Source organism: Candidatus Nitrosocosmicus franklandus (assembly GCF_900696045.1).
In the GTDB taxonomy this organism is placed as follows: domain Archaea; phylum Thermoproteota; class Nitrososphaeria; order Nitrososphaerales; family Nitrososphaeraceae; genus Nitrosocosmicus; species Nitrosocosmicus franklandus_A.
The window spans coordinates 135157-149746 of the sequence record NZ_LR216287.1 but is presented as its reverse complement, the minus strand read 5'-3'; the positions used below and the strand labels follow the sequence as shown (position 1 = coordinate 149746).

Genomic DNA, 14590 nt, shown 5'->3' with positions numbered 1-14590 from the left:
GAATGAAAAGTTTTGAATAATGACAAATCATTATATCCAAAGGTGGTACGTGGTATCTGTTTACTTCGAGATGCATACTCTATATTCAAATTAATTTAAGTTATCATAAACAACCTACTTACATTTAATTATAATTGAACAATGATAACTTAATTTGATTATCTGAATCGTGATTGAAAAATAAGCGAGAATTCATATATACAAATGATTCCAATAATGGAAAATATGACAAACAATTTTTGTTATACGATTAATTTTTATATAGCTTCCATAAACTAAACAAAGGGACATAAAATTGGCAACATGACGAAGGATTGCCATTAATTCCCAATATACTGTTAATTTTGCTAGAATATTCTAAAGTGTTCTTGTTCTATATAAAAGCAATAGTTCAAAATTAGATATCTTTTTATATATTGGGTACATTTTAATAAACGGTGAAATACCGACAATGATAAACTTTGACAAGCTTAAATATAAAATGACATTCGTAACACTGTTTAGTGTCCTAATGTTGACAGTTACACTTCAACTGGCTAACATTGGGTTCCAAGATACATCTGCAACTATCTCCATTAAAGGGAGTGTAAGTGCAAATGGTGGAGACGGCGGAGACGGCGGAGACGCTAACGGTGGCAATACTGATAATTCTGGCGATATAAAAAGTGGCGATTCAAAAGGCGGTGACGGCGGTGACGGCGGTGACGGCGGTGACGCAGAAAACGAAGATGAAGGCGGAGTATTTTCAGCCTTTAATGACGATGATGATGATGAGGACGAAACTGAAGGCGGAAACGGCGGAAACGGCGGAAACGGCGGAAACGGCGGCATAAGTGGCGGAAACGTAATCAGCACTGGTGACGGCGGAAACGGCGGCTCTGGCGGAAACGGCGGAAACGGCGGAAACGGCGGAAATGATAACTGTGGTGTCTGCGGAAACCCAGGAGAACTTGGTGAAGATGCAGAAATAGAAGGTAGTGTTGAAGCAGATGGTGGCAACGGCGGAAACGGCGGTGACGCTAACGGTGGAAGCACATCAAACTCTGGTAACATAGAATCAGGTGATGTCAGCGGCGGAAACGGCGGAAACGGCGGAAACGGCGGTGACGCAGAAAGTGAATCAGAAGGTAGCATCTTTGACTTCTTTGGAAGCAATGGTGGTGAAAGCGAAACTGAAGGCGGTGACGGCGGAAACGGCGGCTCTGGCGGAAACGGCGGCATAAGTGGATTCAATGGAATCTTCACTGGTGACGGTGGCGATGCAAGTCCTAACTCCGGCGGAAACGGCGGAAACGGCGGAAACGGCGGTTCCGGTAATAGCGGTGTTAACTTCGGCGACGAAGACGACGACGAATACAGCAACGTCGCTATACCTTAACTACAAATAGCATAGAATAGAATCAATAGCCGAAAGGCTAAGATTTTATCATTTTTTATTCTAAACATATAATTTTGTAAATTCTACAAACTATTTTCCGACAGTATTTCTATTTTCCATTCAACATTTGTTATTATGTCATATAACTGATTAAATGGTAACAAACAGCTAGTCTGCCTAGGCCAGTAGAGATAATATATTATATTTTCTGTTCATTATCAAGAAGTTTTAGTTCAAATGCTGAAATTCTTTCCTCAAGAATGTGAGCACAAATATTCCAACCTTGCAAGAGGTCGGGGGACTTTCTCTTCGCTTTCAATTACAACCAGTACACTTTTTTTTGAAGCTACGACATTTTTTACATTAATATTTCATTTATGTACTCGTTTATTCTTGATTACAAAATTAAATACCATTAAACAAATAAATTAATTATTATTAACAAAAGCTACTTGAAAGATTAAATCAACAATGAACGATTTTAGATAGCTTTTAACCAGAAAGTTTGTTTCAAATTATGGTACTGGTCTAACCCTGTATAGTCGGCATTTTAAAAGAATTCATTTATTCAATCACATGATATGTGATTACAAAGTGATCTCGGATTAGGACAAGTTAAATCTAATTCAGAATCGAAATGGAACAAGCAATAATCTGAAACCACAGAAAGAAATAAAATTTTACTCCACTGATTTCCTTCAATGACATTAACAAAAGGTGAAAATCTGATGGACGATATTTTTCTAATCTGTCAGTAACGATAGAGCAACTATTTTTCACAAATTTCGTGTTCGAAGATTTGATTTGTTCTTTTGAGATATATTTACATTTTATGCTGTCTCACTCTACAATATCAAAAAAATTCTTTTATTGAAATCATAAAATAGAACAGAACGTACCTAAGATCGAATTTCAGAAATATTGCTTTAATACAAAGGTATCCAAGAAAAAATTGATTTTAGCTTATAAAAATCTGTTTTGAGTTTGTTCTTATGGTAGGATTAATTCAGATCTCCCGTCTTGACCGTCTTGACCGTCTTGACCGTCACTTCCATTCCTAGATTGACCGTCTTGACCGTCTTGACCGTCTTGACCGTCTTGACCGTCTAGGCCTTCATTCAATGCAAATGTAGATTCTGATGTAGATGTCTGATTGTTATCTAAGGGAATTGGTGAGTCCAGGTACAAATCTGTTATTGTTTGTGCGAATAGACTTTGATAACTTTGTGAAGCAAATAGTCCCATCATTAAAGAAAAACTCAGTAACGTCGTTATCACGAGTTTGCTACTAGTATTCATGATTATCAGAAAAGGTAATAACATACATGATATATCAGAGGTCCATATGAAAAGTCTGCCAAATTATTATATTAAATAAATATATTTCGTAAAGTTTCTTATCATATATCTCATTTGAGATCCATAATCGATTGAATCGAGCGAATTGTAAGTGGAAATACAATAGGACGGAAATAACAATACAAGAACAATTAAATTTCATGAAAGTATTAATGCAATCTCACGGTCTATTGGGCTCTGTTCAGTTAACGATAAACCTATAGCTTGAAAGCATTCCATTTCTTTTATGCTTACTAGAAACAGAACGCCTTCAAAGTATGTATATTATGGGTTGCATTTGTACTTTTCAGGCCTATCCTTAAGGAAAGCCTCGGAAAGATTATCTCAGATATACAAGAGAAATCACGTTTCCATCTGGAATTGGATTCAAAAGTACAAGCCTCAAAAGCTAAGTCAACTAGAAGAAGAGTTCTAGAGTATATAATAGATGAGACCATGTTGAAGGTGGGATCAGAGTTTGTCTGGCTCTGGGTTGCAACTGAACCAGACAGAAAACAGGCAAATTCTCGCACTGTCTATCTCTCTAAAGAAAGAAACATGTTTGTAGCTGAAAGATTCATTTCAGGTTTAGTCAAGATTCATGGAATTCATACAGTTTCGACTGATGATGAGGTACTTGGTATCCAATGGCCCGTAGATTCTTAAATCTCGATCATCACATTCATTCCTCTCTGGAGAAAAGTCTGATTGAAAGAAAGATGCAATACATAAAGGATAGAACCGAAAGTTTCGATGACTACTTTCCTTGTAGAATAAAGAATTGCAAGTTAAAGCATGTACGGAATTGGCTGCGGCTCTTTGTAGACTATCATAACAATGAAATAAAACATATTAAGTGAACAGAGCCGTCTATTGATTCGTATTTGCGATTAAGACACAATATTTTTTATCAGCAAGTAAAAGAATAATGTTCATCAGACTCTAGAAGGCCATCCTTTTTAAAGACACAAATAAAAGGCTAACAAATTGAAACAAACCAGGTGCTGACCATTTTCTATTGAAATTATTTATCTATAATGAAGAATAAAGGATGGCGGTCTAAAAGTAAAGCAGGCCATATCCATTTTGTTTCAATAGAATAAGGCATTGTAAGATTGCTTGTCAGATACCAACAACAAATCTAATCTCCTGAAAAATCATTAATCAAATTCTAGGATATCTCATCAAGAATACTTGAATTCTTCGAACAGCAAGAAATTTGTTTAATATTAAAAAGCATGAAAAAATAAATTCAACAGGAGCAACTCAGGATACAAACCTCGACTATGGGGGAAAAAGATTTTTAATATTCTAGAGAAAAATGTTGAATTTTGTAGAATTTACCGTTATGAAAGGACATTATACCTCACTAAAGTTTTTTAACTATTTGTAATACTTTATTTAATTGGAGTATATTCGTACTAAATTTTCTTTTAAATAAATCATCCACTCTCAGTATCAAAGTCAATACGGCACTAATAACTTCTATCAAATATAATACTAGAAAATTTTAATGAAAATAATACTCCAAATTGTAATATAATAATAATACATTAAACCATTTAATATGAATCAACTAAATAATGAATCAAATAGCAACAAGGAAAAAAGATTAACTGTGAAAAGCGTTGCAATTTTTGGAGCACTAGCATTTGCTCTCTTGGCAACGTTAATCCCATCCTCGCTCTCTGTTTCTGCATTTGAACTAACTGCAGGTAGCGGTGGAAACGGTGGAAACGGTGGAAACGGTGGAGCTGGTGGAGACACTGGTGAGAATGAAATTGAAACTGGCGATGGTGGAAACGGTGGATTTGCTGGCGATGGTGGAAACGGTGGAAACGGTGGAAACGACAATACAGGTGTTGTAACCCCTGAATTCTTACAACCATTAGATGCAGCACTTGAAGAAACAGTTGGATACAGCATATCTGGTGAAGTAGACGCTGATGGTGGTAACGGTGGTTCAGGCGGAGACGCTGATGGTGGAAGTACACAGAACGCAGGAGATATAAATTCAGGAGACGCTAATGGTGGTAATGCTGGTAACGCTGGAAACGGTGGCAATGGTGGTCACGCAATTGCAATATGCAACACATTAGGTTGCATCTAATCAACACCAAAAGTAGATAACATACCAAAAAATAAAACCTAATTCATAAGGTAGATTAGAAAAATCTACTACCTTTTTATCTTCTTTCATAAATTCTTCTATCAGAATTTTGATGTCAAAAATGACATATTAACAACCCTAGCCAAATGATCTAGTATTTTTGCTACGAATCACAGAATAATCACTATCAATACTTACTTCATAATGCTAGTTCTGATAGGTTTTAGTTTACTGGATTGGGTTTAAAAGTCTTGAAAAGATCAATTGTTAATATAAAGTCAACCAAGGGAATCGATTTTTTTCTTGAGCGTTGAATGAATTGAAAGAGCTTTTTTTTACCCAAGTGAACAAAATATTGATTACACGTAGATGCGATCCGCTTTTTGCAGCCTAACTACTTCGAGCAAATATTAGTCGATCCTATACAAGGCAACAAATATAAATTTTGAAAATCATTGATAATGGTATTAAAGACATACCGTTGTTCTGTAGAGGTTTGGTTATTATAATGAAACTGTAAGTTGAATTTCATAAAATTGTTACGAGCAATAAATACGCGTTAAATTTGCTTTCATGAAATAGTGGATTATCACAATTTATTATTCCTTATCTTATATACAAAAACTAAAGGAGGGAAAGGTCCCATCGAGACCAAATGAAAAATAAGAAATCTCTTTACAGCAATTCGCGTTTTTTTGTAATATAACTACTTAATTATTCAAAATTGATTAATGGTGTTTGCAGTATTTGCAGAGACATCTAGATACACATTTTCTATTCTCAAAAATTAATCCGGAAGAATAAAAGAAATAGTTATGGCTTCCACTTAAATTTATCTGACTGCCTATAAAACTCATAAGCATTAAAAAAGGTTACATTTTCTATATCAGTGGACCTACAATTGTTTTTTCTCATTTCCCTTGCGGTTAATGGCACACTCAAGGGGTCAGAGACTCCCCAATCAGCTGCACTATTGACCATAATCTTCTCGCTACCATGCTGATTTACAATTTTGATAACTCGATCAGGAGATAATTTAGTAACAGGATAAACAGACAATCCGGCCCATGCTCCGAGGTCCAGGGTCATTTTGATCGTTTCTTCAGTATTATGGTCGATTAGAATCTTTTTAAAATCATAATTACCAGTTTCAAAAATTTTTTGCATCCTTTTCATTCCTTCTGGTTTATTATTATGAGGCAGATGGATCATTGCCAGCAGATTTTCTTTCTTGCATATATCTAATTGCTTTACAAATACCTCTTCTTCTAGGTCGTTAATCAAGTTATAGCCTATTTCACCTAAAGCTACAACCCCATCTCGATTTAGAAATTTTTTTTTCATCATCATGTCTAATGCATCTAACGCCAGAGGTCGTTCCATAGATTCTTTTGGATTTACCGAAATACATGTATAATGTTTTATTCCAAATTCTTCTGCTCTTTGAGTTTCAAAAGTGATCATATGTTCCCAATAGTCTACAAACGTCCCCACACTAGTTCGTGGCGAGCCCAGCCAGAATGAAGGCTGTACTATCACTTCAATGCCGGCTATAGACATCCTTTCATAATCATCTGTTGTTCGAGAATACATGTGAATATGAGGATCAAAAAATCGTGCCATACTTACCCTATTGAAACATATCTCTATATATAACAATTATAACTTTGTTTAAAAGAAATAAACACAAATCGATGAGAGCAGCTTATTTTTATGGACCTAATAATATTAAAATTGAGAATTTAAACCTGAAAAGTCATTCTAATGACGATGTAATTCTAAAAGTATTATCTTGTTCTGTTTGCAGTTACGATGTCCGAACCTTTAGAAATGGAAGTTTTAAGGTCAAACCACCTATCGTTCTTGGACATGAAATATGTGCTGAAACCACCAACGAAATAATAGGAAAAAATTCAAGAATTAGACCTAACCAAAGGGTATCAGTATACCCGGTAATTCCTTGTATGCATTGCTGGTACTGTAATAAAAAAAAATATAACTTATGTTATAATTTAAAAGAATTGGGATCTACTGTAAATGGCGGCTTTGCTGAATATATTTCGATTCCAAAGACTTTGGTAGAAATAGATGGTATCATACCAGTATTAGATAACGTTACTAATGAGGAAGCTTCACTTATTGAACCCTTGGCCTGCTGCATAAACGGAATAAATCAGATTAAATCGAAAAATTTCGATTCTATAGTCATCATAGGTGATGGACCAATTGGACTGATGCAATTAATGCTTTTAAAAAAAGATTTTACCGACAAGAAAGTTATAGTTATAGGAAAAATAGAACACAGGTTAAAAATGGCTGCCAAATTGGGAGCAGATGGAGTCTATAACGTTACTAGCAACGATACGAATTTTAAACATGTATCGGAGCTTACCCAGGAGTTGACGGATAAACAATCCCCTAATCTAGTCTTTGTTTCTAATAATAATGTGAATTCACTTAAAGACGCATTCATGCTCGCAAACAAGAATGGCAAGATAATTATTTTTTCTGGAATAAAGAATTCAACAACTGATGAGTCAGATAACTTTGCTAAAAATTTGACTGCCGAAGCAAATGCTATTCACTATAATCAGATCACAGTAATGGGAAGTTTTTCTTCTACTCCATTAAACCTTAGGAAGGCGATGGAATTGGTAAGTTCAGAAGAAATAAGAATTAAAGATTTGATCACAAATACTTTTGAACTTGAAAGGCTTGAGGACGCCATAAAAACCTCCGAATCTTTCATAGGATTAAAGTCCACAATCAACAAATTTTAGTCATGCATTATTTCACCGATGATTTTGGATGATTCGTTTCGCACTCTAAACAAACATCTAAATCTTTGATAAATAATTTCAAATTAATTAAACTATGCAACTGACATGTGGTTGGAATATTGCTCTTTTGTTTTGAAACATGAGAAACAATTAGGTTGATTCCCGTCATACGAATCTCCTTTTTAAGATAATGATTATAATGTGCATTTTTCAGCATGTACAAATTCTCCAATGAATGTTTGAAGTATCGATTACCAGCAGCAGAGGATATTAATTCAAAATGATGAAAACATGTCTTGTAGTGTACAATATCTCATTCAAAAAAAGAAACAGACGGGGATGTTAACATGATGTGATCTTTTGACAATCCGCATTGGTATTATGTACCTGGGGTCTTATGCACGAGCTCAAAAAGAGATCCAGTTACGAATTCAAGGTCATAAATAGTCAGGCATTCTCCCATGGATTTTTGAATAATCAAACCTATATTTTTGAATCAAAGTCTTTAATCTGTTTCGCTCATTTTCCAAAGCTTTTATCTCTTCTTTCTTTTGTTTTATGGTCTCTGATAATTCATAAATGGGAACTCCCAATTCAAATGCAAATTTGAGATTTTCATTCATACCAATTACAAAATCGTGAATATTCTGGTCAGTTTTATAACAATGGCTTTCTATATACTGAATTAAATTCTCAATGTCCAATTGAGATAAACCCATTTGTTCTAGCAAATTCGAAAACCTAACAAAAGATGCTAGGTTTCTCCAATCAAAACCATCACTTTTTATTTTTACAGCGATCTCTCTCAATGCGTACAAGTCAGGAATCTCTCTTGACATTATTTCATCAGCAATCCTTGATACAGATCCAGCTCCTATCCCCATGTGTTTAGCGATCATGTCACGTGACATCCCAGAAATCAATAACTTACCTACCTTTTCTTTAATTATTAAAGGAATTTTTTTTGCCAATTGAAAGCATAACAGTAATATATATTTCCAAATATAAAAAAAATAAATCACATCTCTCTCTCTATTAACACCAATCTCGTTTGAATAGCGTTGGACCGCGTATGGACGAGATTCTGAGACCGATGGACTTGAATTGGACTATTTATGGAAGGGATTCTTTTGTACTTTGGTCATCGAGTAAATCAATTTTGGAAATAAATCGGACGAGATTTTTAACAGATCACCTAGAATTCGATGATTCTTAACTACTAATATCATGTTTGATAATAAAATTTGAGCTTACATTTCCGCATCCTGTCCTAATATTTGAAAGATTTGAGTAGTTTTGAGGTTTTTAGTAAGGCACATGCAAAGGATATTTCAATGATGACCTCATTAATTTGAATCTTAGAGAAGTTTGACATAGCCTTGTTTGCATCACATATCAGAAGACTATAAGTAACCACAAAGAAAGATACAATTGCAAGATCTAGCCCTCATTTTTATTTTTGAAATCCATGAATATCTCTTAAAGTTATCGGAAGAGATTTGATTGGGTTATAGTCATAAATATTAATATTTTGTGATGCATAAATTAACATAATATGAATAGTATCCTTGTATGTACAGTTCTTTTAGCTTTCTCACTTTTCGGGTTTCCGTATGGTAATAGTGCGTATTCAACTAACAACAGCTCCGACAATGCAAGTTTAACTCAAAATACGAGCTCAGTGGATGAAGAATCCTATGTAATATACTGTAAGAATAATGTAACAGAAGGACAACCTGGGGAAGAAGGACAGCCTGGTGAACGGGCGATAGGTAGTAGTGGTGGTGATGGTGGCTCTGGAGGAGACGGTGGTGACGGTGGCTCTGGTAGCACCGCCTGTTGGATAGAGAATAAGAACATGACGGATGATAATCAAAGGGTTAGAATTTTACAGAATATAGATGATGGTGGCTCAGGTGGCTCAGGTGGCTCTGGAGGAGATGGTGGTAACGGCGGTGACGGTGGCTCAGGTGGCTCAGGTGGCTCAGGTGGCTCTGGAGGAGATGGTGGTAACGGCGGTGACGGTGGCTCAGGTGGCTCAGGTGGCTCTGGAGGAGATGGTGGTAACGGCGGTGACGGCAGAGATTCTAGATAAGAATTGCATTATAATGCTCATTTCTTTTTTGTAAACTCTAGCTTCAGTAGAGTTGGATAAAATTCGCGATTTTAGTTTGAAATTATTAACCTATAAAGCGATTCGAAATATCAATCCCCAATATATTATCTAATACTTTGAGCTGCGCAATACACATTCATTTTTGGATGGAAAGTCAAGTCATAATATATCTGGCTAATAAGTAATTGGTCTTATTCATTACTCAAAAAAATCATCATTTCTTATCTCTGTCTTAGTGTAGCAATTTATACCCTGATCCAAAAAATAGCTTATCTGTGATAACATGATGGTACTATTTTGGATTATTCAGAGAAAAATTCCAAATTGTGTCACATATTATACCGTTACCGCAGAAATATATTTTGATTGTTGAGTAGTTATTTTTCAGAATTTTGAGGGTTTGGCATAATGAGAGTTTTCAATTTCTTTGTGTTCTATTTTTAATGCTTTGAATTCAATTTTAAAACTCTTCTTCCTTGAGCTTCTAATTTTGTTATCATGTAGTGATTCAAGAGTTGGACAAGATTCAGTGCATAAGCATTTTTAAATTCATATTACGACAAAGAAACTTCAAATGATAATTTTCTGATTTATTATTATTATAGACTATCATCATAATTTAAATGACTAACATACTAGAGTCATAAACCGTCCTTAATTGTCTCTTCATTTTATTTATTGCAATTGTGTTTTTTACTTAAAAGATCCCTTAGTCAGAGACTCCTAAACTTTAAAGATAAAATGCTTGATTTTATTTCGAATGAAAAATGAAAATTCGAAATAATTATAAAAAATTTAAGACACGCCACTAGGTTGCTTGTGTTCTGAGTGTTCGAGTTTCATATGCTCTTCTTTCTCATCTTTTGTTTGAAAAGTGAGACCACAAAGGTTACAGGTGTGTCCTGAATTTGTAGCACCAGATTGATCGGTTGCCATACTAATACCTTTAGACATATTTGGATATAAGCATTGTATAAATGAAGGAGTGTCAACTGTTTTTGGAATTATACATTGTTCGTTTTTTTTATTTCCAAAGAATGTATATACTAGAATATTGTATTTTAAGTGGAAAAAGGTAGCGAATTAAACATGGAAGGAATAGAAGATAACAATGAAAACGATTCAAATGTTATAAAAAAATTCCTACTAGAGATAAGTGGCAAATTTAAAACTAGTTCTACCGTTGAATTTTCAAATTATGAGGAGGCCCTGGATTTATTCAATAGGTATTCCAAAGAAGGAAAAAAAACTCTTATCCTTTATGAGGTTCATAAATCTGCCATCGATGGCGCTACAGTTAAAAAGGTTCCAGTATTAAATACGTCAAAGCATGAACAAAGGTTGCGCGAACTGGAAGAAGAAGAAAGAATAAGAGCCTTTTACGAGAAGAAGAATAATCCCACCCCATCTGTATCGGCAATCTCCTCATCTACTGCCCCAGGTTCACCGAGTCCGAATCAAAAGAACAAGATGACTTGGGCTAACATGAAGAACAAAATTATAATTCTGGTGGCTGTCGTCGTCGGTTTTATCGCTATGATATTTATCATGGATTTTCTAGCAGGTGGAGGTAGTGGAGGAGCTGGACATCACGTTGTATTGTATGATTTTCTCCAAGATTATGGTCACACGACGAATAGTGGAGTCTATAACAATCCTGAGCCTAAGCCTACAACGACTGTTTGACCAAAATACGCTTAGTTTGAAACGCTGTGATATACGATTAATAAGATTTCGGTCTGTGGATAAATCTATTTTTCATTTTTTTTAACTCTGAAATTGATTGATAAATTTAAGATAAAAAGTTAACAACTCTTTTTTTTGTACCTAGTTCCCATTTTTGGATAAAAGGACAAGAGGCGAAATAAAATGACTATATATAGTAATTAAAATAGATAAATTATGAAATTTGCATTTAGTTCTAATGCTTTTACCAATTATTCTCTAATCGATTCTACAAAATTGATATCTCAAGTTGGTTATACAGGTATTGAAATAATGTGTGATGTTCCTCATGCTTATCCTGCTAACTTTACAGATAAAATGTTGCAAGAACTAAAAAGCATGTTAGAGGAAAATAAACTCGAAATCTCTAACCTTAATGCATTTACTTTATTTGCATTAGGCGATACGTATCACCCTTCATGGATTGAAAAGAATCAAGATAAAAGAGAACAAAGAATCAATCATACCATAGACTGCATAAATCTGGCATATCAATTGGGAGCCAAAAATATCTCTGTAGAACCAGGTGGTCCCCTACTTCCTTCCGAAAATTTGTCAAAAGAAAAAGCCTTACAATTTTTTAGACAGGGTATAGAATCCGTATTACCAGTTGCTGAAAAAAAACAGATTAAAATCCTTATTGAACCAGAGCCAGGCCTATTGATAGAAAACTCTAGACAATTTTTAGAATTTATGAAGAATTTTGATTCAAAATATTTGCGCCTAAACTTTGACATTGGGCATTTTTACTGTGTCAATGAGGATCCAAGTACCTTGATATCAGATCTTAGAGAGTATATCGAGCATTTTCATATGGCAGATATCAAAGACAGGGTTCACTATCACTTAATCCCTGGATTAGGTACAATTGATTTTAAACAGGTATTTAAAGCGATTAAAGATATCAGCTTTGATGGATACATAACTGTTGAACTGTACCCATACAAGGATAAACCCTTGGAGGCTGCAACAACTTCCTTTAATTATCTGCAAAATTTAGACCATTGATATAGAAAGAAGGGTTATCAATCTTACTTTATGAAATATTTTGTTGCTAGACAATCCATACCTTAAGCTTCTAAGAATCCCCAATATCTTTACAGTACCTTCAGATATTATATTGGGATTTTTGATAGCACATTTTGCGTTTCAGGGTGCTGTAATATTTGGAACGTCAGAAAGCAATTTAGAAGAACTTGTAATATTGATCTTTTCATCAATATCGTTATATTTGGGAGGACTAGTATCTAACGATCTATTTGATATAAAGACTGACAAGATTGAAAGACCAACAAGGCCGCTGTCCTCAGGTAGGGTACAAGAAAGGCATGCGATTTTTCTCATGATTGCCTTATTTTGTGCAGGTTTCTTTTTGTCTTTTTTTGTTAACATAATCGCAGTAGGAATTTCTGGTACGCTTGTACTCTCTATACTTGTATACAACTATAAACTAAAGTCCGGATTTTTTAGACCTTTTCTCATGGGAGGAATTAGAGCTCTAAACGTATTCTATGGATTTAGTATTCTATTTGGCTTTTCCAGTCAAACTCCTAACAATGTCACATTTCCTCCATCTTTCAATCCTGCCTATCTAGAGCCGACAATATTATTATTATTATTATTAGCTCTAGGCTCGGTCTTTTTTCACGTATTTGTACTTACTTGGATAAGCTCTAAAGAAACAAGAAGAGAGTTTGATGATAAACAAGTAAAAGTTGCAAGTGTCAAAAATGTTTATTACACTTATATAATTTTCCTGGTAATTGTTGGTTTTTTTGGCTCTTTTCTGGTAGTACACCTACAAGAATACTTGATTTTTATTGTGGCTATAGCTATTGTTGTAACCTTTATTTACCATAAAGCTCAGACACTCCAACGTCATTTACAAGGAAGTCTAATAATGCAGTTCATAGTAAAAAATATGCTACTTTTGCTAATCCTGTTGGACTCGGCATTCATTGCAGGATTATCAGGACCAATCGCAGGCATTTCGACCGCTCTTCTAATATTGCCGTCTATCTATCTAAGCAAAAGGATTAGCATGACCTGATCTTTCTTCGCTGGATGGATTTAAACGGTATAAAAATAGGCCTAAAAAGAATCTTGTAACTACAATTCTTTTCTGTTGTAATAGAGTTTGGAATAGATTCTTAAGCTCTATCTAATTAAAAAGATCAATGATGAAAAAAGAGCGTCAATTGTTTTTAACCCTTCTATTATTGAGCAGTATTTTTGGTGCAGTCTTGTCGTCATTGACACATGTTGAAGACGACGGTGGGTTAGTTGCACTAGCATCTACTTCAGTATCAAGCCCCTCAAACACTGTCACCGAAGGTAATTCGACATTCCAGAATTCTAGTACAGGTGTTGATGGTGTCAGCAAGGACCAGCTTGATGTGGCAACTGTAACAATTGTTCCAAACCCCAATTCCGATAATGAATCTTCAGGCAATGTCCAAAATACCAGCACTCTAGGTTCCAACCAAAGCGAGCTTTCAACTGCAAATGAAATGCAAAGAGGAGAATATTTAGTAGATGATAATGGCGTACACTATTATAACATTAACAACTGCAGTTTGGTTCCCGGTTCCTCGGGTATTGGAAATCTGTCGGAATGTGAGGATGCCGAAAGGGAAATCGAACAAGAGTTGAACGGTTAAACCTCTACAGTATTATTAGCAGTAGATAATTTGCCTCAACAATTCGCTGTTCAAGAGAATTGCTGAGGCAAAGCTCTACTACTCTTTACCAATTTTTTCTTTCAAATTAGTAACTTGGTCTTTGTCTCTAAAGGCCATAATTCCTGCAATTATAAATAACACAAGTGCAGGAATGGCAAACCATTGAATTAAAGCAAACAACAACACACCGCAGGCAATCAGAATACCTCCTACCAATTTCTTATTTCTGATCTTAAAAGCAGCAATTATTGCACCTACATTAATAGCGATTATTCCGATTGCAATAAGCAAGGCCCATCCAACAAATAATGCCAATATAGGAATGCCTACAAAGCTATTGATGAAAAAATAAAGGGCAATCCCAATAAGTGGAATTATAAGTCCCAAAATAGCAGTAATAATAGTGAGCTTTTGATAATTCTTCATTTTATATAATTATTCAATTAATAATAGTTAAATATA

At 34.8% G+C, this 14590-nt stretch carries 18 protein-coding genes; 11 read left to right on the top strand and 7 right to left on the bottom strand.

The features are described from left to right. The first annotated feature begins 481 nt into the window (after positions 1–481). Entirely contained in the window at positions 482–1378 is an 897-nt protein-coding gene (locus NFRAN_RS13460; protein WP_172602007.1) for a hypothetical protein, read from the top strand. Positions 1379–2368: 990 nt separating this feature from the next. On the opposite strand, the gene NFRAN_RS00690 is transcribed toward NFRAN_RS13460, so the two are convergent. Next, a complete protein-coding gene (locus NFRAN_RS00690) occupies positions 2369–2677 on the bottom strand; it encodes a hypothetical protein (protein ID WP_134482616.1) in 309 nt (102 codons plus the stop codon). A gap of 286 nt (positions 2678–2963) precedes the next feature. Between NFRAN_RS00690 and NFRAN_RS00685 the strand changes: the two genes are divergently transcribed. From NFRAN_RS00685 to NFRAN_RS00670, 4 genes are all read left to right on the top strand, one after another. Beyond that, entirely contained in the window at positions 2964–3152 is a 189-nt protein-coding gene (locus tag NFRAN_RS00685) for a hypothetical protein (protein ID WP_134482615.1), read from the top strand. Further along, complete coding sequence (locus NFRAN_RS00680) at positions 3098–3382, top strand: hypothetical protein (protein ID WP_172602006.1); 285 nt, start codon at positions 3098–3100, stop codon at positions 3380–3382. Before NFRAN_RS00685 ends, NFRAN_RS00680 begins: the two co-directional genes overlap by 55 nt. Continuing rightward, entirely contained in the window at positions 3364–3576 is a 213-nt protein-coding gene (locus NFRAN_RS00675; RefSeq protein ID WP_134482613.1) for a hypothetical protein, read from the top strand. The genes NFRAN_RS00680 and NFRAN_RS00675 overlap by 19 nt, the downstream gene beginning before the upstream one ends. 707 nt (positions 3577–4283) lie before the next feature. Beyond that, positions 4284–4826, top strand: coding sequence for a hypothetical protein (locus NFRAN_RS00670; RefSeq protein WP_134482612.1), 543 nt, complete (start codon positions 4284–4286; stop codon positions 4824–4826). 813 nt (positions 4827–5639) lie between these two features. Here NFRAN_RS00670 and NFRAN_RS00665 read toward each other — a convergent pair. Then, on the bottom strand, positions 5640–6449 hold the full coding sequence (locus tag NFRAN_RS00665) for a TatD family hydrolase (RefSeq protein WP_134482611.1): 810 nt from the start codon (positions 6447–6449) through the stop codon (positions 5640–5642). A 44-nt stretch (positions 6450–6493) separates the two neighbouring features. Between NFRAN_RS00665 and NFRAN_RS00660 the strand changes: the two genes are divergently transcribed. Then, complete coding sequence (locus NFRAN_RS00660; RefSeq protein WP_134482610.1) at positions 6494–7606, top strand: alcohol dehydrogenase catalytic domain-containing protein; 1113 nt, start codon at positions 6494–6496, stop codon at positions 7604–7606. 7 nt (positions 7607–7613) lie between these two features. On the opposite strand, the gene NFRAN_RS13455 is transcribed toward NFRAN_RS00660, so the two are convergent. Further along, entirely contained in the window at positions 7614–7823 is a 210-nt protein-coding gene (locus NFRAN_RS13455; RefSeq protein WP_172602005.1) for a hypothetical protein, read from the bottom strand. Between the two features lie 220 nt (positions 7824–8043). After that, positions 8044–8577, bottom strand: coding sequence for a hypothetical protein (locus tag NFRAN_RS00655; RefSeq protein ID WP_134482609.1), 534 nt, complete (start codon positions 8575–8577; stop codon positions 8044–8046). 584 nt (positions 8578–9161) lie between these two features. On the opposite strand from NFRAN_RS00655, the gene NFRAN_RS14285 reads away from it, so the two are divergent. Next, positions 9162–9701 (top strand): hypothetical protein, encoded by a 540-nt coding sequence (locus NFRAN_RS14285; RefSeq protein WP_134482608.1) that lies wholly within the window; start codon positions 9162–9164, stop codon positions 9699–9701. Here NFRAN_RS14285 and NFRAN_RS14420 read toward each other — a convergent pair. Together NFRAN_RS14420 and NFRAN_RS13450 are read right to left on the bottom strand one after the other, a co-directional pair. Next, complete coding sequence (locus tag NFRAN_RS14420) at positions 9645–9764, bottom strand: hypothetical protein (protein ID WP_134485537.1); 120 nt, start codon at positions 9762–9764, stop codon at positions 9645–9647. The two genes, NFRAN_RS14285 and NFRAN_RS14420, sit on opposite strands and share 57 nt — an antisense overlap. Positions 9765–10517: 753 nt before the next feature. Further along, on the bottom strand, positions 10518–10658 hold the full coding sequence (locus tag NFRAN_RS13450) for a hypothetical protein (protein ID WP_172602004.1): 141 nt from the start codon (positions 10656–10658) through the stop codon (positions 10518–10520). Positions 10659–10787: 129 nt separating this feature from the next. Between NFRAN_RS13450 and NFRAN_RS00640 the strand changes: the two genes are divergently transcribed. From NFRAN_RS00640 to NFRAN_RS00625, 4 genes are all read left to right on the top strand, one after another. Continuing rightward, positions 10788–11408 carry a hypothetical protein gene (locus tag NFRAN_RS00640; RefSeq protein ID WP_172602003.1) on the top strand — a complete coding sequence of 207 codons (621 nt, stop codon included), beginning with the start codon at positions 10788–10790 and terminating at the stop codon, positions 11406–11408. A 216-nt stretch (positions 11409–11624) separates the two neighbouring features. Further along, entirely contained in the window at positions 11625–12455 is an 831-nt protein-coding gene (locus NFRAN_RS00635; protein ID WP_134482606.1) for a sugar phosphate isomerase/epimerase family protein, read from the top strand. A gap of 43 nt (positions 12456–12498) precedes the next feature. Continuing rightward, positions 12499–13497, top strand: coding sequence for a UbiA family prenyltransferase (locus NFRAN_RS00630; protein WP_172602002.1), 999 nt, complete (start codon positions 12499–12501; stop codon positions 13495–13497). A 127-nt stretch (positions 13498–13624) separates the two neighbouring features. Continuing rightward, entirely contained in the window at positions 13625–14107 is a 483-nt protein-coding gene (locus NFRAN_RS00625; RefSeq protein WP_134482604.1) for a hypothetical protein, read from the top strand. Between the two features lie 78 nt (positions 14108–14185). Here NFRAN_RS00625 and NFRAN_RS00620 read toward each other — a convergent pair whose 3' ends face one another. Next, a complete protein-coding gene (locus NFRAN_RS00620) occupies positions 14186–14554 on the bottom strand; it encodes a hypothetical protein (RefSeq protein WP_134482603.1) in 369 nt (122 codons plus the stop codon). Positions 14555–14590 lie beyond the last annotated feature (36 nt).

Coding starts and splice junctions, on each gene's coding strand:
- NFRAN_RS13450 (WP_172602004.1), bottom strand. CDS start 10,658: ATGGCAACCGATCAATCTGGTGCTACAAATTCAGGACACACCTGTAAC.
- NFRAN_RS13460 (WP_172602007.1), top strand. CDS start 482: ATGACATTCGTAACACTGTTTAGTGTCCTAATGTTGACAGTTACACTT.
- NFRAN_RS00690 (WP_134482616.1), bottom strand. CDS start 2,677: ATGAATACTAGTAGCAAACTCGTGATAACGACGTTACTGAGTTTTTCT.
- NFRAN_RS00625 (WP_134482604.1), top strand. CDS start 13,625: ATGATGAAAAAAGAGCGTCAATTGTTTTTAACCCTTCTATTATTGAGC.
- NFRAN_RS00665 (WP_134482611.1), bottom strand. CDS start 6,449: ATGGCACGATTTTTTGATCCTCATATTCACATGTATTCTCGAACAACA.
- NFRAN_RS00620 (WP_134482603.1), bottom strand. CDS start 14,554: ATGAAGAATTATCAAAAGCTCACTATTATTACTGCTATTTTGGGACTT.
- NFRAN_RS14285 (WP_134482608.1), top strand. CDS start 9,162: ATGAATAGTATCCTTGTATGTACAGTTCTTTTAGCTTTCTCACTTTTC.
- NFRAN_RS00685 (WP_134482615.1), top strand. CDS start 2,964: ATGCTTACTAGAAACAGAACGCCTTCAAAGTATGTATATTATGGGTTG.
- NFRAN_RS13455 (WP_172602005.1), bottom strand. CDS start 7,823: ATGCTGAAAAATGCACATTATAATCATTATCTTAAAAAGGAGATTCGT.
- NFRAN_RS00675 (WP_134482613.1), top strand. CDS start 3,364: ATGGCCCGTAGATTCTTAAATCTCGATCATCACATTCATTCCTCTCTG.
- NFRAN_RS00635 (WP_134482606.1), top strand. CDS start 11,625: ATGAAATTTGCATTTAGTTCTAATGCTTTTACCAATTATTCTCTAATC.
- NFRAN_RS00670 (WP_134482612.1), top strand. CDS start 4,284: ATGAATCAACTAAATAATGAATCAAATAGCAACAAGGAAAAAAGATTA.